We start from the raw sequence: 17,662 nt of genomic DNA, 5'->3' as shown, positions 1-17,662 counted from the left end.
TCAGCGCGGAGGGTTCGCGGACCGGCCGTAGTGGTCGGCGACCACCCGCGCCATCGCCCCGATCGGGTCGGCCGACACCTCACGGGCGGCGAAGAAGACGTGCCCGCGCACCTGCGGGTACGTCCCGGCCAGCGTGAGGTGGCGCGACAGCTCGGCCGGGTCCTGCCAGACCGCGGGCTGCGCCGGGCCGCCCGCCTTGTACAGCGCCTCACCGGCGTAGAGGCGCGTCCCGGAGCCCCGGACGACGTCGGCCCACCAGCGGACGAGCTCGGCGTAGTCGGCGGGGGCGAAGCCGATGTGCCAGTACAGCTGTGGGCAGATGTAGTCGATCCAGTTCTCCCGCGCCCATCTGCGGGTGTCGGCGTGCAGGTCGTCGTACGTCTGCACGCCCGCGCGGGTGGCGGAGCCGCGTGCGTCGGTCTCGGCGTTGCGCCACACCCCGAAGGGGCTGATGCCGAAACGCGTGCCGGGCCGGATGGCCCTGATCCCGGCGGCCATGTCGCGCACCAGCCGGTCGACGTTGTCCCGCCGCCAGGCCGCGCGGTCCGGGAAGGCTCCGCCGTAGGTGTCGTAGGCCAGGTCGTCGTCGAAGGTCTGGCCGGCAACCGGGTACGGATAGAAGTAGTCGTCGAAGTGCACCGCGTCGACCGGATACCGGCGCACCGCGTCGAGCATCGCCTCCCGCACGAAGGCGCGGACCTGCGGCAGTCCCGGGTTGTAGTAGAGCTTGCCGCCGTACCGCACGACCCAGTCCGGGTTGCGGCGCGCCGGGTGCGAGGGGGCGAGCCGGGCGGGGTCGGCGTGCAGGGCCACCCGGTACGGATTGAACCAGGCATGCAGTTCCAGACCGCGGGCGTGGGCCTCCTCGACGGCGGTGCCGAGCGGATCCCAGCCGGGATCGGCGCCCTGGGTGCCGGTGAGGTACCCCGACCACGGCTCGTGCGGCGAGGGCCACAGCGCGTCGGCGGTGGGCCGGACCTGGAGGATCACGGTGTTGAGCCGGGCGCGGACGGCGGTGTCGAGGACGGCGGTCAGCTCGGCACGCTGCCGGGCGGCGCTCAGGCCCGGCCGGGAGGGCCAGTCCCGGTTGGTCACCGAGGCCACCCACATGCCCCGCATCTCCCCGGCCGCACCGCCTCCGCCCCGCCCCGGGCCACCCGAGGCTCCGGGGCCCGGCCGGGGCGCGGCGGACGCCCGGGGCACCGTCGCCAGTGCGGCCGGCGCCATCGCCGTGAAGCCCCTGCGTGAGACCCGCCCCATCCCGCGCCCCTGCATACCCTCTGCATACCCTCGAAACAGCTGGTCGGCTACCGTCTCTCCCGGCCAGGACGCCCACCCCCGCGATCGATCATCGACATCTCGGAGTAACGTGCACGAACGGAGCAGGCGCCGGAACCCGGCACCCTGCCACAGCCGTAAGCAGTAGCGAAAGGGACGATGTGACCGACATCGAACGCGTCGGAGTGGTGGGCTGCGGTCAGATGGGCGCGGGAATCGCCGAGGTGTGCGCCCGGGCCGGACTGGACGTCATGGTCGCCGAAACCACCGGCGAAGCCCTCGAGATCGGCCGTACCCGGCTGTTCAACTCCCTGTCGAAGGCGGCCGAGCGCGGCAAGATCACCGAGGACGAGCTCGAGGCCACGCAGTCCCGGCTGAGCTTCACCACGGACCTCGGCGAGTTCGCCGACCGCGACCTTGTGATCGAGGCCGTGGTCGAGAACGAGCAGGTCAAGACCGAGATCTTCCAGGTGCTCGACCAGGTGGTGACCCGGCCGGACGCGATCCTGGCCTCCAACACCTCCTCCATCCCGCTGGTAAAGCTGGCGGTCGCCACCTCGCGGCCCGACCACGTCATCGGCATCCACTTCTTCAACCCGGCCCCGGTGCAGAAGCTCGTCGAGCTGATCCCGGCGCTCACCACCTCCGAGGGCACGCTGAGCCGGGCCCAGGTCTTCACCGAGAAGGTCCTTGGCAAGCACTCGATCCGCGCCCAGGACCGGTCCGGCTTCGTGGTGAACGCGCTGCTGATCCCGTATCTGCTCTCCGCGATCCGGATGTTCGAGTCGGGCATCGCCAGCCGCGAGGACATCGACAACGGCATGGAACTGGGCTGCGCCCACCCCATGGGCCCGCTGAAGCTGTCCGACCTGATCGGCCTGGACACGGTGGCCTCGGTCGCGTACTCGATGTACGAGGAGTACAAGGAGCCGCTGTACGCCGCTCCCCCGCTGCTCCAGCGCATGGTCGACGCGGGCCGGCTGGGCCGCAAGAGCGGCTCCGGGTTCTACACATACGGCTGACAACCCACGACCGGGGGGCAATTGGGGCGAAGCCCATGTGGCGGCGCCGGCCGGGGGGCAAGATGGCACGGTGCTTCCACCAAGGACGGCCTGGTCACGCCTGGCGATGTTCGGTTGCTCGTTACTGGCGGCCGGGTATGTGACCGGCTTCTACCTCAGCTCGGCGGACGGGGCGTTGCTGTCCGCACAGATCGCCGAGCAGCGGATCGACCGGCTGTCGTCCTATGAGCTGGGCGCACTGGTGGCCGGTGTGATCGTCAGCGCGTTGGTGTTGTCCGCTGTCCTGGCGGCCGTGCCGCAGGGCGTCCAGGACAGCAGGTCGTACTGGCGTGTCACCCGACTGCTGCGGACGTGGCACCGCCGGCGGCGGGACCACTTGCGGCTGCAGTGGTTGCGGCTGCGCCGCAGGGTCGAGGCCGACATCGCGTTACGCGGTCCCGTGTGGTGGTCCGGCACCCCCAATGACCAGGCGGAGCGGACGATCCGGGTGGACCGGATGGCCGAGACGCTCGCCGTCCGCTACCCGACGGACGACGCCCTGGTCCAGGCGACCGTAGTGGGCAATGTGCTCGCTGCCGCACGCCAGCGGATCGAGGACGTCTACGCGCTGGACGTCCTGCTCAGCTGGCCTCGTCTGTACCCGGTGCTGAGCCGGCGGATGCGCCGGGCGGCCGCTATGCAGCGCGCCGCTCTGGACGCGTCCGTGGCGGCGTGGGCGCTCGCCCTGGTCGTGCTGTGCGCGGTCCTTCCGGCGAACCTGGTGTGGGACAAGTACGACGTGCACGCCTGGGCGGCTCCGGCCGCGGTGGTGATCGCGGCCCGTATGGCGGCGGTACGGGCGGCGGTGCGGTACGCGACCACCGTACGGGTGGCTTTCGACCTGCACCGGTTCGACCTGTACGAGGCCCTTCACCTGCGCGCTCCGGCCGATCTGGACGAGGAGCAGGAGACCAACCGGGCCCTGTCCCGGCAGTGGCATCCGTACGGAGCCGCCCGGGTGCGGCACCCGGCACGGACCGGGGGCGTGCCGCGCGTGCCGTCGGCCGGCCCGGACGAGGCGTGGTGGCATCTCCCGGACGGCGACGTGACCCTGGGACGGGGTACCGCGGCTCCGGGCCGTACCACGCCCGCGGATGACGCGGATGACGCGTGGTGGGTGGCGGAGGAGGACGACGAGGGGTCCGCGTTCCGCGCCGGGACGCCGGACCTCCCGCCTCCCCCGTCCGTTCCCGGGGCACAGGGGCCGGTCTGGACGCGGCCCCCGTCGGGGGACGAGCACGGGGCGCAGCCGGTGCCCGGGCCTCCGGCGGAGGGGGAGGCCGGACCGGACGGGGACGAGGCGCAGCCGAGCAGCGCGGAAGCGGAGCAGGCCGCGCAGAAGACGGAGGAGGAGATCCAGAACCTCGCCTCCGCCGCGCGCGTGGGCGCGACCCTGGCCGCGGGCGGGACGATCGCGGCCGGAGTGAGCGGCGGTGTGGTGGCGACCGGAGGACTGGGAACCGTGGCCGGTGGAGTCATCCTTACCGCGGTCGCGACCTGGCTGAGCCTGCAGAAGTCGAAGAACGCCCCACCGGTCCCCGACACGGACGAGTCCCCCCTGCCCGCCCTCGGGTACGAGCACCGCGATACCGGCCCGTCGCTGCGGATCGAGGACTCCAGCCTGCGCAAGGCGCTGGATCCGCCGGCGCCCGTGGCGTTCCGCGGGGCCGTGGCGGTCACCATGGAGGACGCGGTCAGGGCCGAGGTGGTCGACGGCGAGCCGGAGTGGCGGCTGTGGCCGGGGCGGCCCGCGTCGCTCGTCGTCCTTCTCGCACTGGGCGCCATGGAGCAGAGCGCACCGCAGGCGCTGCTGGACGACGCCCCGGGCATCGCGGACGAGATGCTGGTGGTCGCGGGGCGGTCCGCGGGAGTCGTGGAACTGGACGTCGTACTGGACGCGCCGTTCCTCACCGTGACGCCGGGCCGGCACACCGTGCGCCTTCGGCAGGGGACGGACGGGGGCCCGGGCGGCACCCGGTGCCGGCACACGTCGGCGCTGATGGCACAGGAGCCGGGCACGTACGACATCCGGGTCGCGGTGTACGCGTCGGGCCGGCTGGTGCAGGCGCTGCCCGTGACCGTCGTCGTCGAGGACGGTGACGCCCCAGACCCTTCCGGGTTCTTGAGGGGCGTCGTGTGAGACGCCAGGCCGGATCACCGAACGTCACGATCGCCGCCCACGGTGACCGCGGCGGTCACCGGTTCCTGCTCACCGGGCCGGATGAATCGGAGGAGCCGCTCATCCTCGAGGTGGCCGACGGGGACGTGCTGCGCCACTGCACCGCCGGGTTCGCGCGGAGCGTGCAGCGCACGCGGGCGTTCTGGCTGCGGCCGTCCCGCATTCCGCTCCAGGACGCCGGTACGTCACTGCGGCAGCTCGCCGCCACAGGGCGCGTGCTGCTGACCAGCGTGCTGCGCAACGCCCGGGAGATCCACGACGAGCTGGGGGTCCGGATGCGCCGCTGGTGCCCCACCTGGGGGGACGAGGACGGAGCCGTCCCGGTCCTCCATGTGCAGGCGGGCACCCCGCAGTGGCTGCCGTGGGAGCTGCTGCCGCTCTTCGACCTCCACTGGGACGACAGCGTCGGGGACCACACCGAGCTCTGGCGGGCCGCCCGGATCTTCCCGGGACTGAGCACCGTGACGGAACGCGCGATGGAACGGCCGGGCCAGGCGGTGGGGCTGCGGGTCTCCGGTGGACGGCTGCCGCTGCGCTACCTCTGGCACGCGGGGTATCCGGGCGCGCAGGGCGAGTTGGGCTTCTTCCGCAGCCGCCCGGCCATCGCGCTGGAGGGGCCGTATCCGGGGGACGGCGGGCCGTACCCGGGGATGCATTCGTTCGCCCGGCATCTGGCGGACCCCGGCCTCGGCCCGGACGGCCGTCGGATGAACCATCCGCACCAGGTACTGCATATGTCGTGCCACACCACCGTCACCGGCGACGACGGCGAGGCGGCCAACAGGCTGGTGTTCCACCTGTCGTCCATGGCGAAGAGCGAGAAAGTGGTGGACGTGGAGGTCCACAAGGTGCTGTCCGACATGATCCCGGCCTGGGCCGCGGCGCCGAGGACCGTGGGTGGGCTCCCCCTCGTCTTCCTCAACGCCTGTTCGACCGCCCTCCATGATCCGCTGACCCTCCGGTCCCTCATGGAGCCGTTCGTCAAGAACCGCAATCCGAGTGTGATCGGCACGGTGGCCCATCTGCCGGACCGGATCGCCGAGTACTTCTCCCGGAGGTTTTACGAGGCACTGCTCGGCGGGCGGACCGTCGGCGAGTCCCTGCACACAGCGAAGTGGGACCTGCTGCAGACCCGGCGCAATCCTGTCGGGCTGTTGTACGCCCTCTACGGTGTCTCCACCCTCCAGGTGACGCCCGTGCCGGTGTCGGCGGCGTCCTGATTCCGGCTCTCCGCACAGCAAGGAAAGAGCGAGGAAAGGCAGCACGATGCAACAGGTCGGCAGTGTTCCGGAGGCGTTCTGGAACGAGATCCGGGGGCGCAACGAGCGGCTGCCGGTGTGGCTTCCCGGCACCCCGATGGAACTGGGTGACGTGGGGCGCTTCACCGGCAGCGGCTGGACCAAGTTCACCACGCTGGAGCGTCTGGGCGTGTCCGCCGGCCCGGAACCGGAAGGCGTGATGGGTGACTTCGAGTACGCGTCCCACGACGGGGTCCGGCGCACCGGTGCCCTCTCCGGCACGGCTGAGACCGCCGTCACGGCCGGGCGGGGCGCCGTCACCTACAGTTTCGAACGGGAGGGCTCCTTCGTGTTACGGGCCACCGGGGCGACGGTGCACCGGCTGGCGGACCTGCTCGATGTGGAGGAGGCCGTGCTGGAGCTGTACCGGCGCAAGAAGTGGCAGCGGGACCGGGTGGTCGTGACCGAGGTCGTGATGAGCGGGCCCAGCCTGGTGCTCGTGTCCGCGGGACGCCGGGCAAGCGTCACCGTGCGGATGAGCGGCGACACCGCGGTCGTCCCCGGCGCCCCGGGTGTGGCGGGCGCGGCGGTGAGGGCGCGTTTCGTGGTGGAGGAGCCGAGCAATATGGCGGCGAGCTTCGACGGCCCGGAACGGACGGCCGTGCTGTGGCGCGGCTTCCATGTCTCGGATCCGCTCTTCCGTAAGCCGCGTTTCGCCGAGCGGGGGGACGGGGACGGCGTCGTCGACGGGGTGGGGCCCTCCCAGGAGCCGTACTGCGAGGAGGTCGGGCATCTGCTGGACCTGGCGGAAGCGGGAGGCTGACGCGGGTGTCTCCCTCCCGCTCCCTCGGTGACCGGGGCCCGCGTGTCAGCGCGGGTCCTGGCCGAGCCGGAGGTGGTGCAGCAGGAGTAACGCGGCGGCCATGTTGGCGGCCGGGACCTCACCGGCGGCGACCAGGTCGGGAACCACCTTCAGGGGCACCCACTCCCGGCGGTCGGACTCGAAGTCGTCCACGGGGTGTCCGACGTACTCGCCTTCGCCGGCCCAGTAGATGTGGTGCCGGGCGTCGGTGAGTCCGTTGGACGGCTCGACGCTCATCAGATGGTGCAGGGGGCCGGGCCGCCATCCGGTCTCCTCCTCCAGCTCGCGTGCGGCGGCCCCGGCGATGTCCTCGCCGTCCTCGACCACGCCCGCCGCGAGCTCCCAGCCCCAGCTGTCGGTGATGAAACGGTGCCGCCACAGCAGCAGGACCTCGTTGGCCTCGTTCACCACCGTGGCCACGGCGACCGGCCGCAGTCGGATGAGGAAGTGGTCGAGGTGCTTGCCGTCCGGCAGTTCGACATCAGCGAGATTGACGCTGAACCAGCGGTTTGAGTACACGATTTGTTCGTTCTGTTTCGTCCACTGCATGGTTTTGCCACCTTCCGACGGGTTCCGGCGGGTCAGGGGCAATATCGCAGCAGCAGCCGTCCCGGCAGCAGGCGCACGGGAGGCCGCCCGCGGGGCAGTGGGAGGCGCGGCGGAGGCGCACGCCGGGCGGCGGTGTGCCTGAACTGCGGAAGTACGGAACTGCGTAAGTACGGACGGCCCGTCAGAGCGGTACCCGCAGCGCCCCGTCGATGAGTTCGGCCGCCTCGGCCGTGCCCGCGCAGCCGCTGCGCACCAGGTGCTCGCGCACCCCACGCAGCCGGTCGCGCAGCCGCTGCGACTCCATTCCCCGGGCCTGTTCGGCCATCTGTACGGCGATGACCACCGCCTTGTCGGCATTGCCCTGGCGCAGTTCGATGGTGCTCAGCATGGCCAGCCGGTGCACCCGGCCCCGGTCGTGCGCCGGGTTGTCCACGGCCGCCGCGGCGTGTTCCCCGGCCGCCGCCAGCTCGCCGAGGCTCAGCAGCGCCTCCGCCACCTGGACGTTGACCAGACCGGGCTGGACGTAACCGGTCTCGTCTGGTTCGTAACCGCGCCGGATGCGTTGCGCCGACTGCTCGGCCCGCCGGATGCACGCCAGGGCGCTGGTGCCGTCGCCGAGGTGCGCGTACGCCTTGGCCTGCATCGCGTAGAGGTCGGAGGCGAGCGCCGGGGTGATGTCGGCGCCGGCGGCACGCAGCGCGGCCTCCGCGAAGGCCACGGCCTGCCGGTACTCCCGCATGAACAGCGACTGGTTGACGAGCAGCGCGATCACATAGGCGCCGAGCCCCCGGTCCCCGCTCGCCTTCGCCAGCCGGAGCGCCTGGTGGAAGTAGCGCTGGGCGAGACCGTGCGCGTCCGAGTCGTACGCGCAGATGCCGGCGATGGCGACCAGGCCCCCGGTGGCCCGGTGCAGTTGGCGGCCGGTGGCGTCGGTGTAGCTGCCGCGCAGCAGCGGTGCGGCCTCCGCGTTGAGGAAGCCGACGATCCGGGCGCGGGTCGCCATGCCGCCGGCCTTGCGGTACATCTGCTCGTAGTGGGTGCGGGCGGCGCGCAGCATGTCGAGGTCGCCGGGGGTGACCCGGTGCCGGCCACCACGGGAGACGTCCACGTCCTCGGGCGGGTTCTCCCATTCCCACACGGGCATCACGGCGGGCGTGCCGGTGACCGCGGGCGCGCCGATGATGTGCGGGCGGCGCTGCTGGTCGGAGCGCCACAGGGCGGTGGCCCGCTCGACGAACCCGGAGAGCGAGCCGGTGTGCGGGACGGCCGGGTCGCCGGGCACACCGAGTCCGATGTCGTCGAGGGTGACCTGGCGTCTCAGTCGGGCGGCGAGTACCTCGCAGATCAGGTCGGGCACCTGTCCCCGGGGCCGCTGGCCCTTCAGCCACCGTGCCACGGCGGTGTGTTCGTATCTGAGGGTCAGACCGCGGGCCCGGCCGGCCTGGTTGACGTGCGCGGCGAGGCCGGTGTGCGAGATTCCGGCCTCGTCCAGGATCGCGTCGAGCAGAGTATTGGGCTGCATGCGGGCCCCCCGGTGGCTCAGTGCGGACAGGGTAGTGGCTGACCATTCACACGGGGTGTGAACGGAGTGCCCGGATCCGTAGTGTGCGCGCACTGTCGCGGAGAGTTTCCAGCCGGTTGACTGAATTGCCTCGAAAGAGGCCGGCCGGGCCGTCGGCTCCCCCTCGTACAGTGCGGCGGCCCGTTTGCGCGCCGTCCGCCCGGCTGCCTGCCCGACACTCCGTGGCGGGGCGGACGGCTCCGCCGGCCGCGGAAGCCCGGCTGTCCTCGCCCCCGCCGCCCCTTCCCGTCCCGTCCCCGGGGGCGCTGCCCCCGGACACCCGCTCCTCAAACGCCGGAGGGGCTGGATTTTTCAGCCCGTCCGGCGTTTGAGGACGAGGCCCGTTCAGGGCCGGAAGGAGGAGGCTGATGGGGCGTCAGCTTCTCAGTACCGCCCCGGTGTGGTGAGTTGCCAAGGCGACCGCCGCTTCGGCCCGTCCCTGGGGCTCCGCCGCAGACCCCGCTCCTCAAACGCCGGAGGGGCTGGATATTGCCGGACGGGCTGACACACCAGCCCGTCCGGCGTTTGAGGACGAGGCCCGTTCAGGGCCGAAAGGAGGAGGCTGAGGGGGCGTCAGCTTCTCAGGACCGCGCCGGTGCGGTCGGTTGCCAGGGCTACCGCCGCTTCGCGGGCCGCCGATGCCTCGTCGACGGTCAGCGTGCGGTCGTGCGCGCGGAAGCGGAGCGCGTACGCCAGGGACTTGCGGCCCTCGCCCAGCTGCTCGGCGTTCTCGTACACGTCGAACAGGCGGATGGACTCCAGCAGTTCGCCGGCGCCCTCGCGCAGGGCCGCCTCGACGTCCGCGGCCGGCACGGACGCGTCGACAACCAGGGCGACGTCCTGCGTGGCGACCGGGAACGTGGAGATGGACGGCGCCTGCGGGGTGGGGTCGCCGATCCGCTCCAGGACGTCCAGGTCCAGCTCCATCGCGCAGCTGCGCGCGGGCAGGCCCAGGGTCTTCAGGACGCGCGGGTGCAGCTCGCCCGCGTGGCCGATGACGCGCTCGGCGCCGTCGACGGTGACGGTCAGCTCGGCGCAGCGGCCCGGGTGCCACGGCCCGTACTGGCCCTTGCGGATGCCCAGTTCGGCGCCGGCCTCACGGGCGACGGTCCGGGCGGCCTCGACCGCGTCGGCCCACTCGGCCGGGCGGCCCTTGCCCCACCAGCCGGGCAGCTCACGGGCGCCGGCCAGCACCACGGCGACGTGCCGGGGCTGCTCGGGCAGCGCGGCGTTCAGCGCGGCGATGTCCTCCTCGCTCGGACGACGGTCGACGGGCAGGTTCGCGGCGACCTTCGGCTCGTCCTGCGGCCGGAAGACCAGGCCGGTCTCGAACAGCGCCAGGTCGTGCGAACCCCGGCCGTCGTTGCGGCGCAGCGCGCCGAGCAGTCCCGGCAGCAGCGAGGTCCGCAGCGCGGGCTCCTCGTCGCTGAGCGGGTTGACGAGTCTGACGACACGGCGGGCCGGGTCGTCGGGCTCCAGGCCGAGCTGGTCGAAGACCTGCTCGCTGACGAACGGGTAGTTCGGCGCCTCGACATAGCCGGCCCCGGCGAGCGCCCGGCCGACGCGGCGGTGCAGCCGCTGGCGGGCGGTCAGGCCCCGGCCGGCGGGCGGCCTGGGCAGGGTGGAGGGCAGGTTCTCGTAGCCCTCCAGCCGGATGACCTCCTCGGCCAGGTCGTTGGGGTCCGTGAGGTCGGGCCGCCAGGACGGGACGGTGACGGTCAGCTCGTCCTGTCCGTACACGTCGCAGCCGACCTCCTGGAGGCGGCGTACGACGGTCTCCCGGCCGTACGTCACACCCGCCACCTTGTCCGGGTGGTCGGCGGCGAGGGTGATGGTGTGCGGTGCGGTCGGGGCGACGACCTCGGTGACGCCGGCCTCCGCGGTGCCGCCGGCGAGCAGCACCAGCAGGTCCACGGTGCGCTGTGCGGCAGCGGCGGCGGCCTCCGGGTCCACACCGCGCTCGAAGCGCCGGGAGGCCTCCGTGGACAGCTTGTGGCGGCGGGCGGTGCGCGCGACGGACACCTGGTCGAAGTGCGCGGCCTCGATCACCACGTCACGCGTCGCGTTCTCGGCGTCGGCGTGGTCCGCGATCTCGGTGTCGGCGCCGCCCATGACGCCCGCGAGTCCGATGGGGCCGCGGTCGTCGGTGATGACGAGGTCCTCGGCGTGCAGCTTCCGCTCGACGCCGTCGAGGGTGACGATCTTCTCGCCCTCCTCGGCCCGGCGGACGCCGATGGTGCCCTGGACCAGATCGCGGTCGTAGGCGTGCAGCGGCTGGCCGAGCTCCATCATCACGTAGTTGGTGACGTCGACGGCGAGCGAGATGGGGCGCATGCCGACCTTCTGCAGGCGTCGCTGCAGCCAGATCGGGGACCGCGCCTCGGGGCTGAGGCCGCTCACCGTGCGGGCGGTGAAGCGGTCGCAGCCGGCCGGGTCGGAGACCTTCACCGGGTAGCCGAAGGCGTTGGGCGCGGGCACGTCGATCAGCGCCGGATCGCGCAGCGGCAGACCGTAGGCGATGGCCGTCTCGCGGGCGACGCCCCGGATGGACAGGCAGTCGCCGCGGTTGGCGGTGACGGCGATGTCGAGGACCTCGTCGACGAGCTCCAGCAGCTCGATGGCGTCCTTGCCGACCTCGGTCTCCGGGGGCAGCACGATGATGCCCTTGGAACCGTCGTCGCCCATGCCCAGCTCGTCGCTGGAGCAGATCATGCCGTGGGAGACCTTGCCGTAGGTCTTGCGGGCGCTGATGGAGAACCCACCGGGCAGGGTGGCGCCGGGGAGGACCACGACGACCTTGTCGCCGACGGAGAAGTTCCGGGCGCCGCAGACGATCTCCTGGGGCTCACCGGTGCCGTTGGCCTGTCCGACGTCGACGGTGCAGAAGCGGATCGGCTTCTTGAAGCCCTCCAGCTCCTCGATGGTCAGCACCTGGCCGACGACGAGGGGCCCCTTGAGGTCGGCGCCGAGGTGCTCGACGGTCTCGACCTCCAGCCCGGCCGAAATGAGCTTGGCCTGTACGTCACGGCCGGTCTCCGTCGCCGGCAGGTCGACGTACTCCCGCAGCCAAGAAAGCGGGATCCGCATCAGATCTCCATCCCGAACGGCCGGGTGAACCGGACGTCACCCTCGACCATGTCTCGCATGTCCTCGACGTTGTGGCGGAACATCAGCATCCGCTCGATACCGAACCCGAAGGCGAAGCCGCTGTACTTCTCCGGGTCGATGCCGCAGGCGATGAGCACCCGCGGGTTGACCATGCCGCAGCCGCCGAGCTCGATCCAGCCCTCGCTGGAGCAGGTGCGGCAGGGCCGGTCGGGATTGCCGACGGACGCGCCCTTGCAGACGTAGCACAGCATGTCCATCTCGGCGGACGGCTCGGTGAAGGGGAAGAAGTTGGGCCGCAGCCGGGTCTTCATCTCCTCGCCGAACAGCGACTGGACCATGTGGTCCAGGGTGCCCTTGAGGTCCGCCATGGTCAGGCCCTCGTCGATCGCGAGCAGCTCGACCTGGTGGAAGACCGGGGTGTGCGTGGCGTCCAGCTCGTCGGTGCGGTACACCCGGCCGGGGCAGATCACGTAGACCGGCAGCTCCCGGTCGAGCGCGGAGCGGATCTGCACGGGCGAGGTGTGGGTGCGCAGCACGACACCGGACTCCGTGCCGCCCTCGGGGCCCTCCACGAAGAACGTGTCGGCCTCGCCCCGTGCCGGGTGGTCCGGGCCGATGTTGAGGGCGTCGAAGTTGAACCACTCGGCCTCGACCTCGGGGCCCTCGGCGACCTCGTAGCCCATGGCCACGAAGATGTCCTCGATGCGCTCGGAGAGCGTGGTGAGCGGGTGCCGGGCGCCGGCCGGTACACGGTCGTACGGCAGGGTGACGTCCACGGCCTCCTCGACCAGGACGCGTGCGTCGCGCTCGGCTTCCAGCTCGGCCTGGCGGGCGGCGAGCGCCTTGTTCACCGCGCCGCGGGCCTGGCCGACGCGCTTGCCGGCGTCCGCCTTGGCGTGCGGGGGCAGGGCGCCGATCTCGCGGTTGGCCAGGGCCAGCGGGGAGGTGCCGCCGGTGTGGGCGACCTTGGCCTCCTGGAGCGCGTCGAGGGAGTCCGCGGCGGCGAAGGCGGCGAGCGCCTCGTCCCGCATGCGCTCGATCTCTTCCGGTTTCAACGCCTCGACCTCGACAGGGTCGTACGACTTATTCGGTGCCGACATCTCTTCCCGTGCTTCCGATTAGCTGGCTGATGGTCCCCGTCATCGACTCGTGGACGACTCGTCCGTCGCGCGTCATGGTGTCGTCGCGGCTTTCGTCCTCGGGACGCAAAGGTGCCAAAGGCCGAGTCTAACGGGGTGAGGGAACGCGAAGGCGCCCGTGGGGGCCGTCGGCGTCTCAGGTGAGATACGCCGGTGCCGCCACGGGCAACGTAAATCGGAACTCGGCGCCGCCGCCGGGGGCGCGTCCGACCGTGATGGCGCCGCCGTGGGCTTCGACGATGCCCTTGACGATGTACAGCCCGAGGCCCGTCCCGCCGCGCTTGCTGCCCCGCCAGAAGCGGGTGAAGACGCGGTTCATGGACTCCTCCGGAATGCCGGGCCCCTCGTCGCTCACCGTGACCGACGTGGCCGCGCTCTCGCCGTTCTCCCGCTCGCGCGGGGACGCCGAGGGCGTGATGTCAATGGTGACGGTTCCCTCGCCGTGGCGCACCGCATTTTCCAGCAGGTTGCTCAGCACCTGGTCGACCTTGTCGGGGTCGGCCCACAGATCGGGCAGCGGATGCTGCACGCGCAGCAGGAAGCGGTCGGCCGGCTGTCCCGCGGCGACGTAGGCCTGGATGTGGCGTCCGACGGCGGCCCCGATGTCGACGGGCTGGCGGCGCACCTCCAGGCGTCCGGAGTCGATGCGCGATATGTCGAGCAGCTCGGCGATGAGCCGGGTGACGCGGTCGGCGTCGGCGTCGACGGTCTCCAGCATCAGCCGCTTCTGGTCGTCGGTGAACCGTTCCCACTTGGCGAGCAGGGTGGCGGTGAAGCCCTTGACGGAGGTGAGCGGCGAGCGCAGTTCGTGGGCGACGGTGGCGATCAGCTCGGCGTGGCTGCGCTCGGTGCGGCGCCGGGCCTCGGTGTCGCGCAGGGTGACGACGACCCGGCGCACGGGTCCGGTGGGCCGGGTGCGGACGTAACGCGCGGCGACCAGGACCTCCCGGCCGCCGGGGAGCAGCAGGTTGCGTTCGGGCTGGCGCACGCGGATGGCGAGGCCGCCGTAGGGGTCGGTGAGCTGCCACCAGCGGTGGCCCTCCAGGTCCTCTAACGGCAGGGCGGTCTCCAGACTGCGTCCGAGGGCCTGCTCGGCGGGTACGGCCGTGATGCGCACGGCCGCCCGGTTGAAGCAGATGACCCGTCCGTGCTCGTCGGCGACGACGAGTCCGTCGGGCAGCTGGTCGGGGTCGATGCCGAGTTCGGCGAGATCACCGGGCCGGGGCGCGGGCGGGCGCGCGGCCCGCTGTGCTCCCGGTGCGCTGCTCGTGCCGACGCTCATCCCCGTACCCCACCTCTCGGAACTTCCGCGGGGCGCCCCGTGCTCGGGACCGGCCGAGAGCTGGGGAGGGTCCCCGGGCTGGTCAGCCTACTAGTTCATGGTGACGGAGCGGCACCCTCCGGCGGCGCGCTGTGCACGTGCCGACGCATAGAGACATACGGCGGCGGCGGTGGCCAGGTTCAGGCTTTCCGCCTTTCCGTGGATGGGGACGCGGACGACGGCGTCGGTGAGGGCGCGGGTCTCCTCGGGAAGCCCCCAGGCCTCGTTGCCGAAGACCCAGGCGGTGGGGCCGCCCATGGTGCCCTTGTCGAGCTCGTCGTCGAGGTCCCGGTCCCCGGCGCCGTCCGCGGCGAGCAGCCGCACGCCCGTGTCGCGCAGTCCGGTGACGGCCTGTTCGACGGGGACGCCGACGGCGACGGGCAGATGGAACAGGGAGCCGACGGAGGCGCGTACGGCCTTGGGGTTGTACAGGTCGACGGAGGCGTCGGTGAGGACCACGGCCTCGGCTCCGGCGGCGTCGGCGCACCGCAGCACGGTGCCGGCGTTCCCCGGGTCGCGTACATGAGCGAGGACGGCGACGAGCCGGGGCCGGGCGGCGAGGATCTCCCCGAAGGGCGTGTCCAGGAACCGGCACACCCCGACGAGGCCCTGGGGAGTGACGGTGGTGGAGATGTCGGCGATGACCTGCTCGGAGGCGAGGTGGATCCGGGCGCCGGCGTCCCGTGCCGCCCCGATGATGTCGGCGTACCGTTCGGCCGCCTCGGGCGTGGTGAACAGCTCGACGAGCGTCGCGGTGTCCCCGCTCCGATGCCCGGCGGCCTCCCGCACGGCCTGCGGCCCCTCGGCGAGAAACAGCCGCTCCTTCCCCCGGAAGTTCCGCTTGCCCAGCCGCCGGGCGGCAGCGACACGCGAGGACCGGGGAGAAATCAGCTCGGGGCTGACGGGCGCCATCTACTTCACTTCCGTGGGGATCTCAGACAGGCTTGACGTTCCGGGCAACGGGACTCCAGCACCCTCAGGGGCGCGGGGCTGTATCGATATGCGGCTCCGCCGCGTGGGCGCGACCAGCCAACACGGACCCGCGGCCGAACGACGACCGGAGCACCGCGAACAACAGGACCCGCAAGCTTCAAGCCTGCGGGTCCTGGAAACTCACGTCGGCTTCAAGCCAACGCAGTGCTTACGCGGCCTTGGGCGCGTTGACATCCGCCGGCAGCGCCTTCTGCGCCACCTCGACGAGCGCGGCGAACGCCGTCGCGTCGTTGACGGCCAGCTCGGCCAGGATCTTGCGGTCGACCTCGACGTTGGCGGCCTTCAGACCCTGGATGAAGCGGTTGTACGTGATGCCGTTGGCGCGGGCAGCGGCGTTGATGCGCTGGATCCACAGCTGGCGGAAGTCACCCTTGCGCTTCTTGCGGTCGTTGTAGTTGTAGACCAGCGAGTGGGTGACCTGCTCCTTGGCCTTGCGGTACAGGCGCGAACGCTGACCGCGGTAGCCGGAGGCCTGCTCGAGGATCGCCCGGCGCTTCTTGTGGGCGTTGACTGCCCGCTTGACGCGTGCCACTTGTTAACTCCTTGTAGCGGGGCCGTGGTTGTCCTCACACGGCCCGGAAACGATTGGGTCCCGGTGTCGGTGGGATCAGGCGCTGGGCGCCCGACCTCACTTGCCGAGAAGCTTCTTGATCTTCGCGGCGTCGCCCGGGGCCATCTCGGCGTTGCCCGTGAGGCGACGCGTCACACGGGACGACTTGTGCTCGAGCAGGTGGCGCTTGCCGGCGCGCTGGCGGAGCACCTTGCCGGAGCCGGTGATCTTGAAGCGCTTGCGGGCACCGCTGTGCGACTTGTTCTTCGGCATAGCGCCGTTCTCTCCTCGTCGGTGGCGCTCCGGTGCCCGGTCACGAAAACCGGGCACGTGGAGCGTCGTACTTGTTTCGGATACTCCTGGGGCTGTCGCCCCGGGGGGTCACGCCTCGGCGGGAGCCTCGGCCGGAGCCTCGGCGTCCGCGGCACTGGTCTCCGCGGCGTTCTGCGACTTGCCGGGGTGGGCCTTCGCCTCCGCCTTGCGGGCTTCCTGCGCCTGACGGGCCTCGGCCATCGCCTCGGTCTTCTTCTTGTGCGGACCGAGGACCATGATCATGTTTCGGCCGTCCTGCTTCGGGTTCGACTCGACGAACCCGAGGTCCTGGACATCCTCCGCAAGCCGCTGCAGCAGCCGGTAGCCGAGCTCCGGCCGGGACTGCTCGCGACCACGGAACATGATCGTGATCTTGACCTTGTCGCCCTGCTTGAGGAACCGGACGACGTGACCCTTCTTGGTGTCGTAGTCGTGCGGGTCGATCTTCGGCCGGAGCTTCATCTCCTTGATGACCGTGTGCGCCTGGTTCTTGCGCGCCTCACGGGCCTTCATGGCCGACTCGTACTTGAACTTCCCGTAGTCCATGAGCTTGCACACGGGCGGACGGGCGTTCGCCGCGACCTCGACGAGGTCGAGGTCGTACTCCTGCGCAAGCTCCAGGGCCTTGGCAAGCGGAACAATCCCGACCTGCTCGCCGCTGGGACCGACAAGTCGCACCTCGGGAACGCGAATCCGGTCGTTGATGCGGGGCTCGGCGCTGATGGATCCTCCTCGGTAGCACCACGCGACGGTCTGGCGGACAGCCGCGTAACGTCTGTGTACGTTAGACCTAACCGCGCCGAAGCAAAGAAAATGCCCCGGACGATCACAGGCGGGGCTCCTCGAACTACCGGAGCACCGCCGCGACGGCCGCGGGGCGCGATTTCGGGCGGATGCCGCCTCGGGGACGGAACCGCCTGACCGGTGACCCGCCGCCCTGAGGGCGGCCAGGTGGGAGTTCGAAGCCTCCACTTGTGGGCCGGGCTCGCGAGCCAAGAGGCATACGGGTCCGACCGGTCGTTACACAAGGTTAGCAGCTCCCGGTGAGGTGTACCAACCGGCCGTCTCCCGCCTCCTGGCGTCCGGGGGCGGTCCGGCTGCGCCTATCGTGTGGGGCATGAGTGACACCTCCCCCTCGGAGACCCCCGAGACCCCCGGCAACCCCGACTTCGACGCCATGGCCCGCGACATCGCCGAGGTCCCGGCGGTCGAGGTGATCGTGACGGTCGCCGTCAATCTGATGAGCGCCGCCGCCGTGAAGCTCGGTCTGACCGAGGAGGGCGAGCAGTTCAAGGACCTGGACGAGGCGCGCAAGCTGGTGCACGCGCTGGCCGGTCTGCTGGACGCCTCGGCGACCGAGATCAGTTCCTTCCACGCCGCCCCGCTGCGCGACGGCCTGAAGTCGCTCCAGCTGGCCTTCCGTGAGGCGTCCGTGGTCGCGGACGAGCCGGGCAAGGGTCCGGGCGAGAAGTACACGGGCGCAATCTACGGCTAAGCGTGCTGTCCCGGGA

Annotated in this window: 15 protein-coding genes; 5 read left to right on the top strand and 10 right to left on the bottom strand. The window is 71.5% G+C overall.

Annotated features, from left to right (window positions below):
- Entirely contained in the window at nt 1-1,227 is a 1,227-nt protein-coding gene (locus AB0L56_RS08400; protein ID WP_365420357.1) for a family 10 glycosylhydrolase, read from the bottom strand.
- Between the two features lie 212 nt (nt 1,228-1,439).
- Here AB0L56_RS08400 and AB0L56_RS08395 point away from each other — a divergent pair, with 212 nt between their 5' ends.
- The 4 genes from AB0L56_RS08395 to AB0L56_RS08380 all read left to right on the top strand — a co-directional run bounded on the left by AB0L56_RS08395 (nt 1,440) and on the right by AB0L56_RS08380 (nt 6,579).
- Entirely contained in the window at nt 1,440-2,300 is an 861-nt protein-coding gene (locus AB0L56_RS08395; RefSeq protein ID WP_361034297.1) for a 3-hydroxybutyryl-CoA dehydrogenase, read from the top strand.
- A 70-nt stretch (nt 2,301-2,370) separates the two neighbouring features.
- Nucleotides 2,371-4,479: a hypothetical protein gene (locus AB0L56_RS08390; RefSeq protein WP_365420354.1), complete on the top strand. Its 2,109-nt coding sequence runs from the start codon at nt 2,371-2,373 to the stop codon at nt 4,477-4,479.
- Nucleotides 4,476-5,738: a CHAT domain-containing protein gene (locus AB0L56_RS08385; protein WP_365420351.1), complete on the top strand. Its 1,263-nt coding sequence runs from the start codon at nt 4,476-4,478 to the stop codon at nt 5,736-5,738. The genes AB0L56_RS08390 and AB0L56_RS08385 overlap by 4 nt, the downstream gene beginning before the upstream one ends.
- A gap of 46 nt (nt 5,739-5,784) precedes the next feature.
- Nucleotides 5,785-6,579 (top strand): hypothetical protein, encoded by a 795-nt coding sequence (locus AB0L56_RS08380; RefSeq protein WP_365420349.1) that lies wholly within the window; start codon nt 5,785-5,787, stop codon nt 6,577-6,579.
- Nucleotides 6,580-6,624: 45 nt separating this feature from the next.
- On the opposite strand, the gene AB0L56_RS08375 is transcribed toward AB0L56_RS08380, so the two are convergent.
- From AB0L56_RS08375 to infC, 9 genes are all read right to left on the bottom strand, one after another.
- Complete coding sequence (locus tag AB0L56_RS08375) at nt 6,625-7,167, bottom strand: NUDIX hydrolase (RefSeq protein ID WP_361034308.1); 543 nt, start codon at nt 7,165-7,167, stop codon at nt 6,625-6,627.
- Nucleotides 7,168-7,348: 181 nt separating this feature from the next.
- Nucleotides 7,349-8,689 carry a transcriptional regulator gene (locus AB0L56_RS08370; protein WP_365420346.1) on the bottom strand — a complete coding sequence of 447 codons (1,341 nt, stop codon included), beginning with the start codon at nt 8,687-8,689 and terminating at the stop codon, nt 7,349-7,351.
- 612 nt (nt 8,690-9,301) lie between these two features.
- Entirely contained in the window at nt 9,302-11,815 is a 2,514-nt protein-coding gene (gene pheT / locus AB0L56_RS08365; RefSeq protein WP_361034314.1) for a phenylalanine--tRNA ligase subunit beta, read from the bottom strand.
- Nucleotides 11,815-12,936, bottom strand: a complete 1,122-nt coding sequence (gene pheS / locus AB0L56_RS08360; RefSeq protein WP_365420342.1) for a phenylalanine--tRNA ligase subunit alpha — start codon at nt 12,934-12,936, stop codon at nt 11,815-11,817. The genes pheT and pheS overlap by 1 nt, the downstream gene beginning before the upstream one ends.
- Before the next feature lie 175 nt (nt 12,937-13,111).
- Nucleotides 13,112-14,257, bottom strand: a complete 1,146-nt coding sequence (locus AB0L56_RS08355; protein WP_365420339.1) for an ATP-binding protein — start codon at nt 14,255-14,257, stop codon at nt 13,112-13,114.
- A gap of 90 nt (nt 14,258-14,347) precedes the next feature.
- On the bottom strand, nt 14,348-15,208 hold the full coding sequence (locus tag AB0L56_RS08350) for an RNA methyltransferase (protein ID WP_365420336.1): 861 nt from the start codon (nt 15,206-15,208) through the stop codon (nt 14,348-14,350).
- A 229-nt stretch (nt 15,209-15,437) separates the two neighbouring features.
- On the bottom strand, nt 15,438-15,821 hold the full coding sequence (gene rplT / locus AB0L56_RS08345; RefSeq protein ID WP_004933571.1) for a 50S ribosomal protein L20: 384 nt from the start codon (nt 15,819-15,821) through the stop codon (nt 15,438-15,440).
- 96 nt (nt 15,822-15,917) lie between these two features.
- A complete protein-coding gene (gene rpmI, locus AB0L56_RS08340; RefSeq protein ID WP_361034327.1) occupies nt 15,918-16,112 on the bottom strand; it encodes a 50S ribosomal protein L35 in 195 nt (64 codons plus the stop codon).
- A gap of 108 nt (nt 16,113-16,220) precedes the next feature.
- Nucleotides 16,221-16,874 carry a translation initiation factor IF-3 gene (infC, locus tag AB0L56_RS08335; RefSeq protein WP_361034472.1) on the bottom strand — a complete coding sequence of 218 codons (654 nt, stop codon included), beginning with the start codon at nt 16,872-16,874 and terminating at the stop codon, nt 16,221-16,223.
- A gap of 394 nt (nt 16,875-17,268) precedes the next feature.
- Between infC and AB0L56_RS08330 the strand changes: the two genes are divergently transcribed.
- Nucleotides 17,269-17,646: a DUF1844 domain-containing protein gene (locus AB0L56_RS08330; RefSeq protein ID WP_361034330.1), complete on the top strand. Its 378-nt coding sequence runs from the start codon at nt 17,269-17,271 to the stop codon at nt 17,644-17,646.
- The last annotated feature ends 16 nt before the right edge of the window (nt 17,647-17,662 follow it).

Origin of the sequence: Streptomyces sp. NPDC052079 (assembly GCF_040680275.1) — a bacterium.
GTDB lineage: Bacteria > Actinomycetota > Actinomycetes > Streptomycetales > Streptomycetaceae > Streptomyces.
The sequence above is the reverse complement of the archived record's forward strand: the minus strand, read 5'-3'. Positions and strand labels throughout refer to the sequence as shown.